The organism is Pseudomonas sp. MF4836 (genome assembly GCF_002018875.1).
In the GTDB taxonomy this organism is placed as follows: Bacteria; Pseudomonadota; Gammaproteobacteria; order Pseudomonadales; family Pseudomonadaceae; genus Aquipseudomonas.
In genome coordinates this window covers 1-16,545 of sequence record NZ_MVOL01000008.1, presented here as the reverse complement: position 1 = coordinate 16,545, position 16,545 = coordinate 1, and the positions used below count along the sequence as shown (strand labels likewise).

General features: G+C 54.9%; 12 protein-coding genes, 4 tRNA genes and 2 rRNA genes. All 18 read right to left on the bottom strand.

From position 1 onward, the window contains the following. Nucleotides 1-84: 84 nt before the first annotated feature. On the bottom strand, nucleotides 85-4,284 hold the full coding sequence (rpoC, locus tag MF4836_RS18920; RefSeq protein ID WP_020297848.1) for a DNA-directed RNA polymerase subunit beta': 4,200 nt from the start codon (nucleotides 4,282-4,284) through the stop codon (nucleotides 85-87). A 64-nt stretch (nucleotides 4,285-4,348) separates the two neighbouring features. Continuing rightward, nucleotides 4,349-8,422, bottom strand: coding sequence for a DNA-directed RNA polymerase subunit beta (rpoB, locus tag MF4836_RS18915; RefSeq protein ID WP_020297847.1), 4,074 nt, complete (start codon nucleotides 8,420-8,422; stop codon nucleotides 4,349-4,351). Nucleotides 8,423-8,642: 220 nt separating this feature from the next. After that, nucleotides 8,643-9,008, bottom strand: coding sequence for a 50S ribosomal protein L7/L12 (rplL, locus tag MF4836_RS18910; RefSeq protein ID WP_020297846.1), 366 nt, complete (start codon nucleotides 9,006-9,008; stop codon nucleotides 8,643-8,645). Between the two features lie 79 nt (nucleotides 9,009-9,087). Then, on the bottom strand, nucleotides 9,088-9,588 hold the full coding sequence (gene rplJ, locus MF4836_RS18905; RefSeq protein ID WP_020297845.1) for a 50S ribosomal protein L10: 501 nt from the start codon (nucleotides 9,586-9,588) through the stop codon (nucleotides 9,088-9,090). A 199-nt stretch (nucleotides 9,589-9,787) separates the two neighbouring features. Continuing rightward, nucleotides 9,788-10,483, bottom strand: coding sequence for a 50S ribosomal protein L1 (rplA, locus tag MF4836_RS18900; protein WP_003176434.1), 696 nt, complete (start codon nucleotides 10,481-10,483; stop codon nucleotides 9,788-9,790). After that, a complete protein-coding gene (gene rplK / locus MF4836_RS18895) occupies nucleotides 10,483-10,914 on the bottom strand; it encodes a 50S ribosomal protein L11 (protein WP_003210097.1) in 432 nt (143 codons plus the stop codon). The genes rplA and rplK overlap by 1 nt, the downstream gene beginning before the upstream one ends. A 118-nt stretch (nucleotides 10,915-11,032) precedes the next feature. Continuing rightward, complete coding sequence (nusG, locus tag MF4836_RS18890; protein WP_003317113.1) at nucleotides 11,033-11,566, bottom strand: transcription termination/antitermination protein NusG; 534 nt, start codon at nucleotides 11,564-11,566, stop codon at nucleotides 11,033-11,035. A 9-nt stretch (nucleotides 11,567-11,575) separates the two neighbouring features. Further along, entirely contained in the window at nucleotides 11,576-11,944 is a 369-nt protein-coding gene (gene secE, locus MF4836_RS18885) for a preprotein translocase subunit SecE (RefSeq protein ID WP_009045851.1), read from the bottom strand. A 45-nt stretch (nucleotides 11,945-11,989) separates the two neighbouring features. Continuing rightward, a tRNA-Trp gene (locus tag MF4836_RS18880) sits at nucleotides 11,990-12,065 on the bottom strand. Nucleotides 12,066-12,119: 54 nt separating this feature from the next. Then, the gene (gene tuf, locus MF4836_RS18875) at nucleotides 12,120-13,313 is read right to left on the bottom strand and encodes an elongation factor Tu (protein ID WP_010467251.1); all 1,194 of its coding nucleotides are present in this window, start codon (nucleotides 13,311-13,313) and stop codon (nucleotides 12,120-12,122) included. Between the two features lie 85 nt (nucleotides 13,314-13,398). Continuing rightward, nucleotides 13,399-13,474 (bottom strand) — tRNA-Thr (locus MF4836_RS18870). A gap of 26 nt (nucleotides 13,475-13,500) precedes the next feature. Further along, nucleotides 13,501-13,574, bottom strand: a tRNA-Gly gene (locus MF4836_RS18865). Nucleotides 13,575-13,599: 25 nt separating this feature from the next. Then, nucleotides 13,600-13,684, bottom strand: a tRNA-Tyr gene (locus MF4836_RS18860). A 142-nt stretch (nucleotides 13,685-13,826) separates the two neighbouring features. Continuing rightward, a complete protein-coding gene (locus tag MF4836_RS18855; protein ID WP_078471563.1) occupies nucleotides 13,827-14,273 on the bottom strand; it encodes a hypothetical protein in 447 nt (148 codons plus the stop codon). Between the two features lie 7 nt (nucleotides 14,274-14,280). After that, nucleotides 14,281-15,030 carry a pantothenate kinase gene (locus tag MF4836_RS18850; RefSeq protein ID WP_078471562.1) on the bottom strand — a complete coding sequence of 250 codons (750 nt, stop codon included), beginning with the start codon at nucleotides 15,028-15,030 and terminating at the stop codon, nucleotides 14,281-14,283. Continuing rightward, on the bottom strand, nucleotides 15,020-15,979 hold the full coding sequence (birA, locus tag MF4836_RS18845; protein ID WP_078471561.1) for a bifunctional biotin--[acetyl-CoA-carboxylase] ligase/biotin operon repressor BirA: 960 nt from the start codon (nucleotides 15,977-15,979) through the stop codon (nucleotides 15,020-15,022). Before birA ends, MF4836_RS18850 begins: the two co-directional genes overlap by 11 nt. Before the next feature lie 187 nt (nucleotides 15,980-16,166). Then, a 5S ribosomal RNA gene (gene rrf / locus MF4836_RS18840) occupies nucleotides 16,167-16,282 on the bottom strand. A 154-nt stretch (nucleotides 16,283-16,436) separates the two neighbouring features. Beyond that, a 23S ribosomal RNA gene (locus MF4836_RS18835) occupies nucleotides 16,437-16,545 on the bottom strand; the annotation flags it as partial.

Genomic DNA, 16,545 nt, shown 5'->3' with positions numbered 1-16,545 from the left:
CTCATCGCCCAACTCGCCAAGGTAAAAACACCTTGGTGAGTTGCTCGATGAAGGCCAGGGCCCTATCTCAATCTACTGCAGACCTCAGTTGCCGCTGGAGTTCAGCGCTTCGGTCAGTGCAGCTTCAACTTCACTTGCGCTTACGCGCAGCGGCTTGTCTGCTTCACGACGACGCTTACGCTCGCTGTGATACGCCAGGCCGGTACCGGCTGGGATCAGACGACCCACAACCACGTTCTCTTTCAGGCCGCGCAGGTAATCGCGCTTGCCGGTTACCGCCGCTTCGGTCAGTACGCGAGTGGTCTCTTGGAAAGAGGCCGCCGAGATGAACGATTCGGTGGACAACGACGCCTTGGTGATACCCAGCAGCACACGAGTAAATTTGGAAACAAATTTATCGTCGCCAGCCAGACGCTCGTTTTCTACCAGTACGTGAGTCAACTCCATCTGGTCGCCCTTGATGAAGGTGGAATCGCCAGATTCAGCGATCTCAACCTTACGCAGCATCTGACGCAGAATGGTCTCGATGTGCTTATCGTTGATCTTCACGCCTTGCAGACGGTAAACGTCCTGGATCTCGTTAACGATGTACTTGGCCAGCGCACTCACACCCAGCAGACGCAAGATGTCGTGTGGATCGCTTGGACCGTCGGAGATAACTTCGCCGCGGTTCACTTGCTCGCCTTCGAAGACGTTCAGGTGACGCCACTTTGGAATCAGCTCTTCGTACGGATCGGTACCGTCGTTCGGGGTGATAACCAGACGGCGCTTGCCTTTGGTCTCTTTACCGAACGCGATGGTGCCGCTGACTTCAGCCAGAATCGACGCTTCTTTCGGACGACGAGCTTCGAACAAGTCGGCAACACGCGGCAGACCACCGGTGATGTCACGGGTCTTCGAAGTTTCTTGCGGGATACGAGCGATAACATCACCGATCGCGATCTTCGCACCATCCGCTACACCGACCAGGGCGTTGGCTGGCAGGAAGTACTGAGCGATAACGTCAGTACCTGGCAGCAACAGATCCTTGCCGTTGTCATCGACCATCTTCACAGCAGGACGAATGTCCTTGCCGGCAGCTGGACGATCTTTCGCGTCGAGCACTTCAATGTTGGTCATACCGGTCAATTCGTCAGTCTGACGCTTGATCGTGATGCCTTCTTCCATGCCCACGTAGGTCACGGTACCTTTCATTTCGGTAACGATTGGGTGAGTGTGCGGATCCCACTTGGCCACGATTGCGCCAGCGTCGACCTTGTCACCTTCCTTAACCGAAATCACAGCACCGTACGGCAGCTTGTAACGCTCGCGCTCACGACCGAAGTCATCAGCGATTGCCAGCTCACCGGAACGGGACACAGCAACCAGGTGACCATCCACTCGCTCAACGTGCTTCAGGTTATGCAGACGGACGGTACCGCCATTCTTCACCTGAACGCTGTCAGCTGCGGAGGTCCGGCTTGCCGCACCACCGATGTGGAACGTACGCATTGTCAGCTGGGTACCCGGCTCACCGATCGACTGAGCAGCGATAACGCCGACAGCTTCACCAATGTTCACCTGGTGACCACGAGCCAAGTCACGGCCGTAGCACTTGGCGCAAATGCCGTAGCGGGTTTCGCAGCTGATCGGCGAACGCACGATCACTTCGTCGATGCTGTTTAGCTCGATGAACTCGACCCACTTCTCATCTACCAGGGTGCCGGCAGGAACGATAACTTCCTCGGTACCCGGCTTGAATACGTCACGGGCAATAACACGACCCAATACGCGCTCACCCAGCGGCTCTACAACGTCACCGCCTTCAATGTGCGGAGTCATCAACAGGCCGTGCTCGGTGCCGCAATCGATCTCGGTTACAACCAGATCCTGCGCCACGTCTACCAGACGACGAGTCAGGTAACCGGAGTTCGCAGTTTTCAACGCGGTATCCGCCAAACCTTTACGAGCACCGTGAGTCGAGATGAAGTACTGAAGTACGCTCAAACCTTCACGGAAGTTCGCAGTAATCGGCGTTTCAATGATGGAGCCGTCCGGCTTGGCCATCAGGCCACGCATACCGGCGAGCTGACGGATCTGCGCCGCAGAACCCCGTGCGCCCGAGTCGGCCATCATGTACATCGAGTTGAACGATTCTTGCTCGACTTCGACACCATTGCGGTCGATGACTTTCTCTTTCGAGAGGTTGGCCATCATCGCCTTGGAAACTTCGTCGTTCGCTTTCGACCAAAGGTCGATCACTTTGTTGTACTTCTCGCCCTGGGTTACCAGGCCGGAGGCGTACTGGCTTTCGATCTCTTTCACTTCGTCGGTAGCAGCACCGATGATGCGGGCTTTTTCATCCGGGATAACGAAGTCGTTAACACCGATGGAAACGCCGGAAATGGTCGAATAAGCAAAACCGGTGTACATCAACTGGTCAGCGAAGATCACGGTCTCTTTCAGACCAACCACGCGGTAGCACTGGTTGATCAGCTTGGAGATCGCCTTTTTCTTCATCGGCAGGTTGACGACGTCGAAGGACAGACCTTTAGGCACAACCTGGAACAGCAGCGCACGGCCGACAGTGGTGTCGACAATACGGGTGCCGCTCACGCTGCCGCCATCACGATCGTTAACGGTTTCGTTGATACGAACCTTGATCTTGGCGTGCAGCGCAGCTTCGCCGGCGCGGAATACGCGGTCGACTTCCTGCAGGTCAGCGAAGATACGACCTTCGCCCTTGGCATTGATCGCTTCACGGGTCATGTAATACAGACCCAATACAACGTCCTGCGACGGAACGATGATTGGCTCACCGTTGGCTGGCGACAGAATGTTGTTGGTCGACATCATCAACGCACGCGCTTCCAACTGGGCTTCCAGCGTCAGCGGTACGTGCACGGCCATTTGGTCGCCGTCGAAGTCGGCGTTGTACGCAGCACAGACCAACGGGTGCAGCTGGATAGCCTTACCTTCGATCAGTACCGGTTCAAACGCCTGGATACCCAGACGGTGAAGGGTCGGTGCACGGTTGAGAAGCACTGGGTGTTCGCGGATTACTTCAGCGAGTACGTCCCAAACCTCTGGCAGCTCACGCTCGACCATCTTCTTGGCAGCTTTGATGGTGGTAGCGAGACCACGCATTTCCAGCTTGCCGAAAATGAACGGCTTGAACAGCTCGAGAGCCATCTTCTTCGGCAGACCGCACTGGTGCAGACGCAGGGTCGGACCCACGGTAATTACCGAACGACCGGAGTAGTCAACACGCTTACCGAGCAAGTTCTGACGGAAACGACCTTGCTTACCCTTGATCATGTCAGCCAGGGATTTCAGAGGACGCTTGTTGGAACCGGTGATAGCGCGGCCACGACGACCGTTGTCGAGCAATGCGTCGACGGCTTCCTGCAACATACGTTTTTCGTTGCGCACGATGATGTCCGGAGCGGACAGATCAAGCAGGCGCTTCAAACGGTTGTTACGGTTGATCACTCGACGATACAGATCGTTGAGGTCGGAAGTCGCGAAGCGACCGCCATCCAGCGGGACCAGTGGACGCAGATCTGGCGGCAGAACCGGCAGAACGGTCAGCACCATCCACTCTGGCAGGTTGCCGGAACCCTGGAAGGCTTCCATCAACTTCAGACGCTTGGACAGCTTCTTGATTTTGGTTTCGGAGTTGGTTTGCGGAATCTCTTCACGCAGACGACCAATCTCGTGCTCCAGATCGATAGCGTGCAACAGCTCACGAACAGCTTCGGCACCCATGCGGGCATCGAAATCGTCACCGAACTCTTCCAGCGCTTCGAAGTACTGCTCGTCGTTCAGCAGCTGACCCTTTTCAAGGGTGGTCATGCCTGGATCGATAACGACATAGCTCTCAAAGTAGAGAACGCGTTCGATATCACGCAGGGTCATGTCCATCAGCAAGCCGATACGGGACGGCAGCGATTTCAGGAACCAGATGTGGGCAACCGGAGAAGCCAGTTCGATGTGCGCCATGCGCTCACGACGAACCTTGGCCAGTGCAACTTCAACGCCGCACTTCTCGCAGATCACACCGCGGTGTTTCAGGCGCTTGTACTTACCGCACAGGCACTCGTAATCCTTAACCGGGCCAAAGATCTTGGCGCAGAACAGGCCGTCACGCTCGGGTTTGAACGTACGGTAGTTGATGGTTTCCGGCTTTTTAACTTCACCGAACGACCACGAACGGATCATCTCAGGCGATGCCAATCCGATACGGATGGCGTCGAACTCTTCGACTTGACCCTGGTTTTTCAGCAAATTCAGTAGGTCTTTCAAGGCCTTTCCTCCTGGCGGAGCAGAGAGCGGGCAATCCAGCCCCGCTCTCGATTCGCGTCACGTGTTATTCGGTTTCCAGATCGATATCGATGCCGAGGGAACGAATTTCTTTGATCAACACGTTGAAGGACTCGGGCATGCCCGGCTCCATACGGTGATCGCCGTCCACGATGTTTTTGTACATCTTGGTCCGACCGTTCACATCGTCCGACTTCACTGTGAGCATTTCTTGCAGAGTGTATGCAGCACCGTATGCTTCCAGTGCCCAGACCTCCATCTCCCCGAAACGCTGACCACCGAACTGCGCCTTACCACCCAGCGGCTGCTGGGTAACCAGGCTGTACGAACCGGTAGAACGAGCGTGCATCTTGTCGTCTACCAAGTGGTTCAGCTTCAGCATGTACATGTAGCCAACAGTAACCGGGCGCTCGAACTTGTTGCCGGTACGGCCGTCGGTCAACTGCATCTGGCCGCTTTCTGGCAGGTCAGCCAGTTTCAGCATGGCCTTGATTTCGATTTCCTTGGCACCGTCGAACACCGGAGTGGCCATCGGTACGCCGCCGCGCAGGTTTTTCGCCAGATCCAGGATTTCCTGATCGGAGAAGCTATCCAGATCTTCGTTACGGCCGCCGATCTGGTTGTAGATCTCGTCCAGGAACTTGCGCAGTTCAGCAACTTTACGCTGCTCTTCGATCATGCGATTGATCTTCTCGCCCAAGCCTTTAGCCGCGAGGCCCAGGTGGGTTTCGAGAATCTGACCAACGTTCATACGCGAAGGTACGCCCAACGGGTTGAGAACGACGTCGACCGGGGTGCCATTGGCATCGTGCGGCATGTCTTCAACCGGCATGATCACGGAGACCACACCTTTGTTACCGTGACGACCGGCCATCTTGTCGCCCGGTTGGATGCGACGACGGATTGCCAGGTAAACCTTGACGATTTTCAGCACGCCTGGAGCCAGGTCATCGCCCTGCTGCAGTTTGCGCTTCTTGTCTTCGAACTTGTCGTCCAGCAGACGGCGACGATCAACGATATAGGCCTGAGCCTTCTCGAGCTGCTCGTTAAGAGCGTCTTCAACCATGCGCAGTTTGAACCACTGACCATGCTCAAGACCGTCGAGTACTTCGTCGGTGATGTCCTGACCTTTCTTCAGACCGGCGCCGCCTTCGGCTTTATGGCCGACCAGGGCGGAACGCAGACGTTCGAAAGTAGCGCCTTCAACGATGCGGAACTCTTCGTTCAGATCCTTGCGGATCTCGTCGAGCTGGCTCTTCTCGATCGACAGTGCACGAGCATCACGCTCAACGCCGTCACGAGTGAAGACCTGTACGTCGATGACAGTACCTTTGGTACCGGTAGGTACGCGCAGGGAGGTGTCTTTAACGTCGCTGGCTTTTTCACCGAAGATTGCACGCAGCAGTTTCTCTTCCGGAGTCAGCTGGGTCTCGCCTTTCGGAGTGACCTTGCCCACCAGGATGTCGCCCGCGCCAACTTCAGCACCTACGTAAACGATACCGGCTTCGTCCAGCTTGTTCAGTGCAGCTTCACCCACATTAGGGATGTCTGCAGTGATTTCCTCTGGCCCAAGCTTGGTGTCACGTGCCACACAGGTCAGTTCCTGAATGTGGATCGTGGTAAAGCGGTCTTCCTGAACAACTCGTTCCGACAAGCAGATGGAGTCTTCGAAGTTGTAACCGTTCCAGGCCATGAACGCGATGCGCATGTTCTGACCCAACGCCAGCTCACCCATATCGGTGGACGGGCCATCAGCCATGATGTCGCTACGCTGAACACGATCACCTTTACGCACCAGCGGACGCTGGTTGATGCATGTGTTCTGGTTGGAGCGGGTGTATTTGGTCAGGTTGTAGATGTCGACACCAGCTTCACCGGTTTCAACTTCGTCATCAGCAACACGAACCACGATACGGCTTGCATCAACGGAATCGATAACACCGCCACGACGAGCCACGACGCAAACGCCGGAGTCACGAGCTACGTTACGCTCCATGCCGGTACCGACCAGCGGCTTGTCAGCACGCAGGGTGGGTACAGCTTGACGCTGCATGTTGGAACCCATCAACGCACGGTTGGCGTCATCGTGCTCGAGGAACGGGATCAGCGACGCTGCAACCGAAACTACCTGCTTCGGCGATACGTCCATCAAGGTGACGTCTTCTGGCGCCTTGACGGTGAACTCGTTCAAGTGACGAACAGCTACCAGCTCGTCGATCAGCATCTTCTTGTCGTTCATCGTGGCCGAAGCCTGAGCGATCACGTGATCAGCTTCTTCGATGGCGGACAGGAACACGATCTCGTCGGTAACCAGAGCGTCTTTCACCACACGGTACGGGCTCTCGAGGAAGCCGTACTGGTTGGTGCGCGCATAGGCCGCCAAGGAGTTGATCAGACCGATGTTCGGACCTTCCGGCGTTTCGATCGGGCATACACGACCGTAGTGAGTCGGGTGTACGTCACGAACTTCAAAGCCAGCACGCTCACGCGTCAGACCGCCCGGGCCCAGTGCAGAAACACGGCGCTTGTGGGTGATCTCGGACAGCGGGTTGTTCTGGTCCATGAACTGGGAAAGCTGGCTGGAACCGAAGAACTCTTTCACCGCCGCAGCCACTGGCTTGGCGTTGATCAAGTCTTGCGGCATCAGGCCTTCGCTTTCAGCCATCGACAGACGCTCTTTGACCGCACGCTCAACACGTACCAGGCCAACGCGGAACTGGTTCTCGGCCATTTCGCCTACGCAGCGAACACGACGGTTACCCAGGTGGTCGATGTCATCGACGATGCCCTTGCCGTTACGGATGTCGACCAGAGTCTTCAGGACCGCAACGATGTCTTCCTTGCACAGCACGCCCGAACCTTCGATCTCGGTACGACCGATACGACGGTTGAACTTCATCCGGCCGACCGCAGACAGGTCATAACGCTCAGGGCTGAAGAACAGGTTGTTGAACAGGGTTTCGGCAGCGTCTTTGGTTGGCGGCTCGCCAGGACGCATCATGCGATAGATCTCGACCAGCGCTTCCAGTTGGTTGCTGGTGGAGTCGATCTTCAACGTGTCGGAGACGAACGGACCGCAGTCGATATCGTTGGTGTACAGAGTTTCGATACGAACGACCTGAGACTTGGCGATTTTTGCCAGGATCTCGGTATTCAGCTCGGTATTGCACTCTGCCAGGATTTCGCCGGTGGCCGGATGCACGATGACCTTGGCGGTAGTGCGACCCAGGACGTAGTCCAGAGGCACTTCCAGCTCTTTGATCCCGGCTTTTTCCAGCTGGTTGATGTGACGAGCGGTGATACGACGACCTTGCTCGACAATAACCTTGCCTTTGTCATCCAGAATATCGAGGACGGCAATTTCACCACGCAGGCGCTGAGGCACCAGCTCCAGGCTCAGGTTTTCACCCTTCACATGGAATACGTTGGTGGTATAGAAAGCGTCCAGCACTTCTTCTGTGGTGTAGCCCAGCGCGCGCAGCAGTACCGATGCAGGTAGCTTGCGACGACGGTCGATACGTACGAATACGCAATCTTTCGGGTCGAACTCGAAGTCCAACCACGAACCACGGTAAGGAATGATCCGCGCCGAGTACAGCAGCTTACCGGAGCTGTGCGTCTTGCCACGGTCGTGGTCGAAGAAAACGCCAGGGGAACGGTGCAGCTGGGAAACGATTACACGCTCGGTACCGTTAATTACGAAGGTACCGTTCTCAGTCATCAGGGGGATTTCACCCATGTAGACTTCTTGCTCTTTGATGTCCTTGATCGCTTTGTTCGACGATTCTTTGTCGAAAATGATCAGGCGCACTTTTACCCGCAAAGGTACGGCGTAAGTTACACCGCGCAACACGCATTCTTTGACATCAAACGCCGGTTCGCCCAGACGATAACCGACATACTCCAACGCAGCATTGCCGGAGTAGCTGATGATCGGGAAAACGGATTTGAAGGCCGCATGCAGGCCCACGTCGCGGAACTGATCTTTAGTCGCTCCCGCTTGCAAGAATTCACGATACGAATCCAGCTGGATGGCCAGGAGGTACGGCACATCCATGACGTCCGGCAACTTGCTAAAGTCCTTGCGGATACGTTTTTTCTCAGTATATGAGTAAGCCATCAGCGTTCCCCAGCTTGGTCACCTGCTTGTTTGGCCCCTCCCGACGGGAGCAGCCAGAAAATCGTGCAAACCCCATGGTTTGCGCCACCGCACAGGGTGGTTACAGCTCGTTAGAGACACCGACCCAGTCGGCTGCCAATAACGGAAAAAGGCCGGTGGCAAGAGCCACCAGCCATCAGCCTGTCGCTTAACGCTCGGGCTGGAAACGCAAAGTCGATGCTTACTTCAGCTCGACTTTAGCGCCTGCTTCTTCCAGAGTTGCTTTGGCTTTGTCAGCTGCTTCTTTAGCTACAGCTTCCAGAACCAGGGCAGGAGCGCCGTCAACTACAGCCTTGGCTTCTTTCAGGCCCAGACCGGTCAGTTCACGTACAGCCTTGATCACGTTAACTTTCTTCTCGCCAGCTTCGAGCAGCATGACGTTGAATTCAGTTTGTTCTTCAACAACGGCAGCAACAGCAGCTGGACCAGCGGAAGCAGCGGCAGCGGAAACGCCGAACTTCTCTTCCATGGCCTTGATCAGCTCAACGATTTCCAGAACGGATTTTTCGCCGATTGCTTCGATGATTTGGTCGTTAGTCAGAGACATGACTATAAATTCCTGTATTGGGGTGACGGCCTAAGCGGCCATCGAAATAAACAATAAACGCAAAAGGAGATGCTCAGCCTTAGGCTGCGGCAGCTTCTTTCTGGTCGCGAAGAGCCGCCAGAGTACGAGCCAATTTGCTGGTTGCGCCTTGAATCACGCTCATCAGCTGAGAAATTGCTTCGTCACGGGTCGGCAGGCTTGCCAGTACGTCGATCTGATTAGCTGCGAGGAACTTGCCCTCGAACGCAGCTGCCTTGATCTCGAACTTGTCCTGACCTTTGGCAAACTCTTTGAAGATACGAGCAGCAGCGCCCGGATGTTCTTTGGAGAATGCGATCAAGGTCGGGCCAGTGAACACGTCGTTGAGCACGTCATATTGAGTGCCAGCAACAGCGCGCTTGAGCAGGGTGTTACGTACAACGCGTACGTAAACGCCAGCTTCACGGGCCTCTTTACGGAGTCCGGTCATAGCGCCTACTGTCACACCACGGGCATCAGCCACGACAGCGGACAGAGCAGCTTTGGCAGCCTCGTTGACTTCAGCGACGATGGCCTTCTTGTCTTCGAGTTTAATTGCCACGGGTTTAACTCCTGCTTGTTACCGTTTCATCCAACCGAGGCCGGATGTCGTTTTGGTGTCTGATTCGGTAAGGAACCGGGAGCACCATCTGCGTAGGCTTGAGGTTTAAGACTTGCGTCGCCTACGGTCTTGGATAGCCCCCGCCAGGCAGGGACCCCAATCTTTCAGTTGGCGCAATCGCTTGCACCAACTTGTGTTCTTATACGTCCAGCGAGCCTTGGTCGATGACCAGACCTGGGCCCATAGTGGTGCTCAGGGTAACGCGCTTGACGTAGATGCCTTTCGAAGAAGCTGGCTTGATACGCTTCAGATCAGCGATCAGTGCTTCAACGTTTTCCTTCAGCTTGACGGCGTCGAAACCGACCTTGCCAACGGAAGTGTGGATGATGCCGTTTTTGTCGGTGCGATAACGAACCTGACCAGCCTTGGCGTTTTTAACCGCGGTAGCTACGTCTGGAGTTACGGTGCCGACTTTAGGGTTAGGCATCAGGCCGCGTGGACCGAGGATCTGACCCAACTGACCTACAACGCGCATTGCATCCGGGGAAGCAATTACGACGTCATAGTTCAGGTCGCCGCCTTTCATTTCGGCAGCCAGGTCGTCCATGCCAACGCGATCTGCGCCGGCAGCCAGAGCTGCTTCAGCAGCTGGGCCTTGGGTGAACACAGCAACGCGAACGGTCTTGCCAGTGCCGTGTGGCAGCACAGTAGCGCTACGAACGACCTGGTCGGATTTACGCGGGTCAACACCCAGGTTTACAGCAACGTCAACGGACTCGCTGAACTTGACAGTCGACAGCTCAGTCAGCAGAGCAGCAGCGTCTACAAAGTTGTAGGACTTGCCCGCTTCGATTTTGCCGGCGATAGCCTTTTGGCGCTTGGTCAGCTTAGCCATTACACACCCTCCACGTTAAGGCCCATGCTACGAGCAGAACCGGCGATGGTACGCACGGCTGCATCCATATCAGCTGCAGTCAGATCCGCGTTTTTGGTTTTCGCGATTTCTTCCAGCTGAGCACGGGTCACGGTGCCAACCTTAACGGTGTTAGGACGAGCGGAACCGCTAGTCAGACCAGCAGCTTTCTTCAATAGAACCGAAGCCGGGGTCGACTTGGTTTCGAAGGTGAAGCTACGGTCGCTGTATACAGTGATGATCACTGGAGTCGGCAGACCTGGCTCAATACCCTGAGTACGGGCGTTGAAAGCCTTGCAGAACTCCATGATGTTCACGCCGTGCTGACCCAGAGCTGGACCGACGGGTGGGCTTGGGTTGGCCTGAGCGGCCTTCACTTGCAGCTTGATGTAAGCGGTAATCTTCTTGGCCATGAGGCACTCCAATTACGGGTTCAGACGCCTGAAAAGGCTCCCCGGTTACTTGCGCGTTTATCCCAGTGACGAAAAAACCCCACAGCCTGGGGCTGCGGGGTATGGGATTCTCGTTCAGTTATGCCTTTTCGACCTGACTGAACTCTAGCTCTACCGGGGTAGAGCGACCGAAAATGAGCACAGCCACTTGGATGCGACTCTTTTCGTAGTTAACTTCTTCGACCGTGCCATTAAAATCAGCGAACGGACCATCAGTGACGCGAACAACTTCACCTGGCTCGAACAGCGTCTTAGGCTTGGGCTTGTCGCTACCGTCAGCGACGCGACGCAGGATAGCTTCCGCCTCCTTGTCGGTGATCGGCGCAGGTTTGTCGGCAGTACCGCCAATAAAGCCCATCACGCGAGGAGTGTCCTTGACCAAGTGCCAAGTACCCTCGTTCATGTCCATCTGTACCAGCACGTAACCTGGGAAGAATTTACGCTCGCTTTTGCGCTTCTGGCCATTACGCATTTCAACCACTTCTTCAGTGGGAACCAGAATTTCGCCGAATCCATCTTCCATGCCAGCCAGCTTTACGCGCTCTACCAACGAGCGCATTACATGCTTCTCGTAACCCGAGTAAGCATGCACAACGTACCAACGCTTAGCCACGGGACACCCTTAGCCAACAATCAAGGAAACAAGCCAACCGAGCAGGGAATCAAGCCCCCACAACAGCAACGCCATAACCAGAACAACAGCCACAACAATCAATGTGGTCTGCGTGGTTTCTTGGCGGGTTGGCCACACGACTTTACGAATCTCGGTGCGAGCTTCCTTAACCAGTACAAAGAAAGACTTGCCCTTGGCAGTCTGCAGACCTACAAAGGCAGCTACAGCAGCAATAGCAAGCAAAGCGAGTACACGGTACAGGATCGGCGAAGCAGAGTAGTACTGATTGCCAACAACGCCAACGACCACAAGAGCGACTACTACAAGCCACTTGAGCAGATCGAAGCGAGAGCCTTGAGCTTCAGCCTTAGGAGTCATCTATGAAGATCCTGTGAAAAGAAAGCCAGACACACTGAGTGAATCTGGCAGGTCAGGAGGGAATCGAACCCCCAACCTACGGTTTTGGAGACCGTCGCTCTGCCAATTGAGCTACTGACCTAAAAACAAAATCAGGCCGACCATTATGCCGGCCCGATGAAGATATATCAACAACTTACTCGATGACTTTAGCCACAACACCCGCGCCGACGGTACGACCGCCCTCACGAATGGCGAAACGCAAACCATCTTCCATTGCGATGGTTTTGATCAAAGTGACAGTCATCTGAATGTTGTCACCCGGCATCACCATCTCAACACCTTCCGGCAGTTCGCAATTACCGGTCACATCAGTGGTCCGGAAATAGAACTGTGGACGGTAGCCCTTGAAGAACGGAGTGTGACGACCACCCTCCTCCTTACTCAGGACATAAACCTCTGCAGTGAACTTAGTGTGCGGCTTGACAGTACCCGGCTTAACCAGGACCTGACCACGCTCAACATCATCACGCTTGGTACCACGCAGCAGAACGCCGCAGTTTTCACCAGCACGACCCTCATCGAGCAGCTTGCGGAACATTTCAACACCAGTACAGGTTGTTTTGACCGTGTCACGAAGACCAACAATCTCAACCTCTTCCTGGATGCGAACAATGCCACGCTCAACACGACCAGTTACAACAGTACCGCGACCAGAGATCGAGAAAACATCCTCGATCGGCATCAGGAACGGCTTATCAATAGCGCGCTCAGGCTGCGGAATGTAAGTATCCAGCGTCTCGACCAACTTCTTGACGGCAGTGGTGCCCATCTCGTTGTCGTCCTGGCCGTTCAAAGCCATGAGAGCCGAGCCAATGATGATAGGAGTATCATCACCCGGGAAATCATAAGTGCTCAGCAAGTCGCGCACTTCCATCTCGACCAGCTCGAGCAGCTCAGCATCATCGACCATGTCAGCCTTATTCAGGAAGACAACGATGTACGGAACGCCAACCTGGCGAGACAACAAGATGTGCTCACGAGTTTGCGGCATCGGACCATCAGCAGCCGAGCAGACCAGGATAGCTCCATCCATCTGCGCAGCACCGGTGATCATGTTTTTTACGTAGTCAGCGTGACCCGGGCAATCAACATGCGCGTAATGGCGCACAGCCGAATCATACTCAACGTGAGCAGTATTAATGGTGATGCCACGAGCCTTTTCTTCTGGGGCGCTATCGATTTTGTCGAAGTCAACCTTTGCCGAACCGAAAACCTCGGAGCAGACGCGAGTCAGAGCAGCAGTCAGGGTAGTCTTACCATGGTCCACGTGACCGATAGTACCTACGTTGACGTGCGGCTTATTACGTTCGAACTTTTCCTTAGCCATCGAAATCACCCTCAGGAGAAGAATTAAACAAGTCACACCAGCCATTAAAACAAAGGCAGATATTTTCATATCTGCCTTGTTATTATGGAGCTCTTGAGCGGATTTGAACCGCTGACCTCACCCTTACCAAGGGTGTGCTCTACCAACTGAGCTACAAGAGCAAAACACTTTGCACAACCTGAAAACTTGGAGCGGGTAGCGGGAATCGAACCCGCATCATCAGCTTGGAAGGCTGAGGTTCTACCACTAAACTATACCCGCGTAAGCTTGCAGCTCACGCTAAAAATGGTGGAGGGGGAAGGATTCGAACCTTCGAAGTCGTAGACGTCAGATTTACAGTCTGATCCCTTTGGCCGCTCGGGAACCCCTCCTAAGCGAGGCAGCATTTTATACTAAGCTGCCCTTCTGTCAAGCATTTTCTCATTAAAAACCTGAGGTTAGCTGCGTTGACCTCGCTTCGCGATTCCAACCCCAAGAGGTCTTCACTGCGAAGCGGGCGCCATTCTATGCAAACTATTCGACAGTTGCAATGCCTTCGCACGGCATTATTTTATGTTTTAACTCATTGAATTCCTTGGCAAGGTTCGTCAACTGCAATTCGTCCAGCAAATGCCTGCTTTCGGGCACAACACGCAGCCAATAACCGTTAGCGTTCGGCAGATTCACAAATTGCAATTGAGCCTCAACTTTTAAGCCAATCAAGCTCCGCTCAAGCTGCTGAGCCTGGTCTCGACGAGCAAAGCCACCGACATAGAGACAACCAGCCTCCACCTCTCCAACCTTGCTCTTCTCGCGTCGCGCAACAACGTCGGCCGACTCGCTCAGCAAGCGGATATCCTGCTGCGAGCCCTTATACAAACTGAGCGATGTCACTTCTTTTGCGCGTAACGGTACTTCCTGCTGATGCCAGACGTAATAAAACACATTGAGAACCAAGAGCAGCAGGAACAACCAACGCATAGAAACCTCAGGTTAATGGGCAGGCCATGGCCAACCCGACAAAAACAAGATCCGGCACAAGCCGACCTTGCGGCACCATCCCCAAGACCAGGTCGGCGTCACCCCCAGTGAGAAAGACGACGAAGTCATCCCCCCAATAACTGCGCGCCAGCTCTAACTGAGTCAGCACAAACCCCCTCAGCATCAACAAGCAGCCTCGCTCTACAGCCTCGACTGTGGTGCGCCCCGGAAGCAGATTGACCAGCGCACGCTCAGCGGACAGGTCATCGTAACGAATTCGCCGGGTATGAGTTCGCAACTGGCTGCGCATCAAGGGCATCCCCGGACAAATAAAGCCCCCCAGGTGCTCACCGTCAGCGGCAATAAAATCCGCCGTTACAGCCGTTCCGAAATCGAGCACCAGGCAAGCCCCTTTAGCTAGGCGAAAACCGCCCAACATGGCCAGCCAGCGATCCAGACCGAGCTTTTCGAAATCCTCATAGCCATTGCGCACGCCGGCCATCTCCCGAGCCGAACTGGCACAGGATACCGATACAGAAAATGCGTCGACCAATAGCGTGACCAGCTTGGCGGTTTCTTCTGCACTACGCACACTAACCAATCGGCAATGCGTCAGCGCAAGACCGGACAGCCCATGCAGACTCTCTGAAAGCACCTGATCAGAATCGACCACGCCTTCGGCAAAAACCAAGATCGCATCTGCATGCAGCACACGCCACTTGATGAAGCTATTTCCACAGTCGAGCTCAAGAATCATCGCGCAACCTCAGGCTGAGCTCACCACCGCTGTAAACCCTCTCGGCACCATCTACCATCAAGCGCAAAGCACCTTGGCGATCAATACCTACAACAACCCCGTCGATCCTGTTGACACCCGCAATGAGCGAGACAGGTCGTCCCTGCCATAAGTGGTTTTGTTCCCACTCTTCCTGGATAGCCGAAAATCCAGACAGCTGATGCCGATCCAGGTAGGACTTGAGCACGAGACTCAGTCGGGCCGCCAGCTCATTACGGTCAACGGTCTTGCCGGTCTCAAGCCTCACCGAAGTCCATTCCTGATCAACCTCGTCAGCACTGCGCATGTTCGCATTTATTCCAACCCCCAGGACCACATGACAGACATCCGCGGGATCTCCGACCAGCTCCAATAGAATTCCAGCTATTTTTTTCTGCCCGACCAAGACGTCGTTTGGCCACTTCAAGCCAGCGGAGCTGACTCCCAGCTCACGCAAGGCCTGCATCACCGCCAGGCCAACGACCAAACTGAGCCCTTCCAGCTGACGCATCCCACCTTCAATACGCAGGACAAGGCTGTAATAGAGGTTCTCGGCAAAGGGGCTGACCCACTTGCGCCCTCTCCGCCCACGCCCGGCGGTCTGGCGTTCGGCCAGCACCAGGAACGGCGAAGGCTGCCCACGCTCAATCAAGAGTAGAGCTTTCGCATTAGTCGAGTCTATCGAGTCGTAGACCAGCACACTCCAGGGGCAAACAGCTGCCTGCCGGCCAATCTCAGCGGAACTGAGGGGCGTTATAGGCGCCGCCAACTGATAGCCGCGCCCCCTGACCTTATGGATAGAGAGGCCCAGCTCGGCTTCCATCTGCTGCAGCTGCTTCCATACGGCACTACGACTGATACCCAGCGCATCGCCCAGGGCCTGCCCCGAGTGAAATCGCCCATCCTTAAGAAGCTCTAACAACATCAACATGCAAGTCTCGCCTCACAAAGAGGCAGGCATGATAGCTATGCACACGGGAGTTGCATAGAAAACAGCGGCAAGCAAAGTCGCTTGAAGCAAGTAACTGAAGACAAGCCCCACTTATGAAGCCTTGGCTTTCCTGCGCGCAAAAACAAAACCCCTGATTGCGTTAGCAATCAGGGGTTTCGGAATTTAATCTTGACGATGACCTACTCTCACATGGGGAAACCCCACACTACCATCGGCGATGCATCGTTTCACTGCTGAGTTCGGGATGGGATCAGGTGGTTCCAATGCTCTATGGTCGTCAAGAAATTCGGGTACTGAGTCGTGACCAGATGGCCTCGCTTCAGCAAATTGGGTATGTAATAGATTTGTGTGTTTCTCTCGAACTTTCGGTTCGTTTCGTCTTCACACACCGCAATCAGGTTCTTCTTTCGAAGTTACAAGATTGCTTGGGTGTTATATGGTCAAGCCTCACGGGCAATTAGTATTGGTTAGCTCAACGCCTCACAGCGCTTACACACCCAACCTATCAACGTCGTAGTCTTCGACGGCCCTTCAGGGAACTCAAG

Bases quoted from the DNA above. Each gene is read 5' to 3' on its own strand.
- rpoB (WP_020297847.1), bottom strand. From the start codon at position 8,422: ATGGCTTACTCATATACTGAGAAAAAACGTATCCGCAAGGACTTTAGC.
- rplL (WP_020297846.1), bottom strand. From the start codon at position 9,008: ATGTCTCTGACTAACGACCAAATCATCGAAGCAATCGGCGAAAAATCC.
- rplA (WP_003176434.1), bottom strand. From the start codon at position 10,483: ATGGCTAAGCTGACCAAGCGCCAAAAGGCTATCGCCGGCAAAATCGAA.
- rplK (WP_003210097.1), bottom strand. From the start codon at position 10,914: ATGGCCAAGAAGATTACCGCTTACATCAAGCTGCAAGTGAAGGCCGCT.
- secE (WP_009045851.1), bottom strand. From the start codon at position 11,944: ATGACTCCTAAGGCTGAAGCTCAAGGCTCTCGCTTCGATCTGCTCAAG.
- tuf (WP_010467251.1), bottom strand. From the start codon at position 13,313: ATGGCTAAGGAAAAGTTCGAACGTAATAAGCCGCACGTCAACGTAGGT.
- MF4836_RS18855 (WP_078471563.1), bottom strand. From the start codon at position 14,273: ATGCGTTGGTTGTTCCTGCTGCTCTTGGTTCTCAATGTGTTTTATTAC.
- MF4836_RS18850 (WP_078471562.1), bottom strand. From the start codon at position 15,030: ATGATTCTTGAGCTCGACTGTGGAAATAGCTTCATCAAGTGGCGTGTG.
- birA (WP_078471561.1), bottom strand. From the start codon at position 15,979: ATGTTGATGTTGTTAGAGCTTCTTAAGGATGGGCGATTTCACTCGGGG.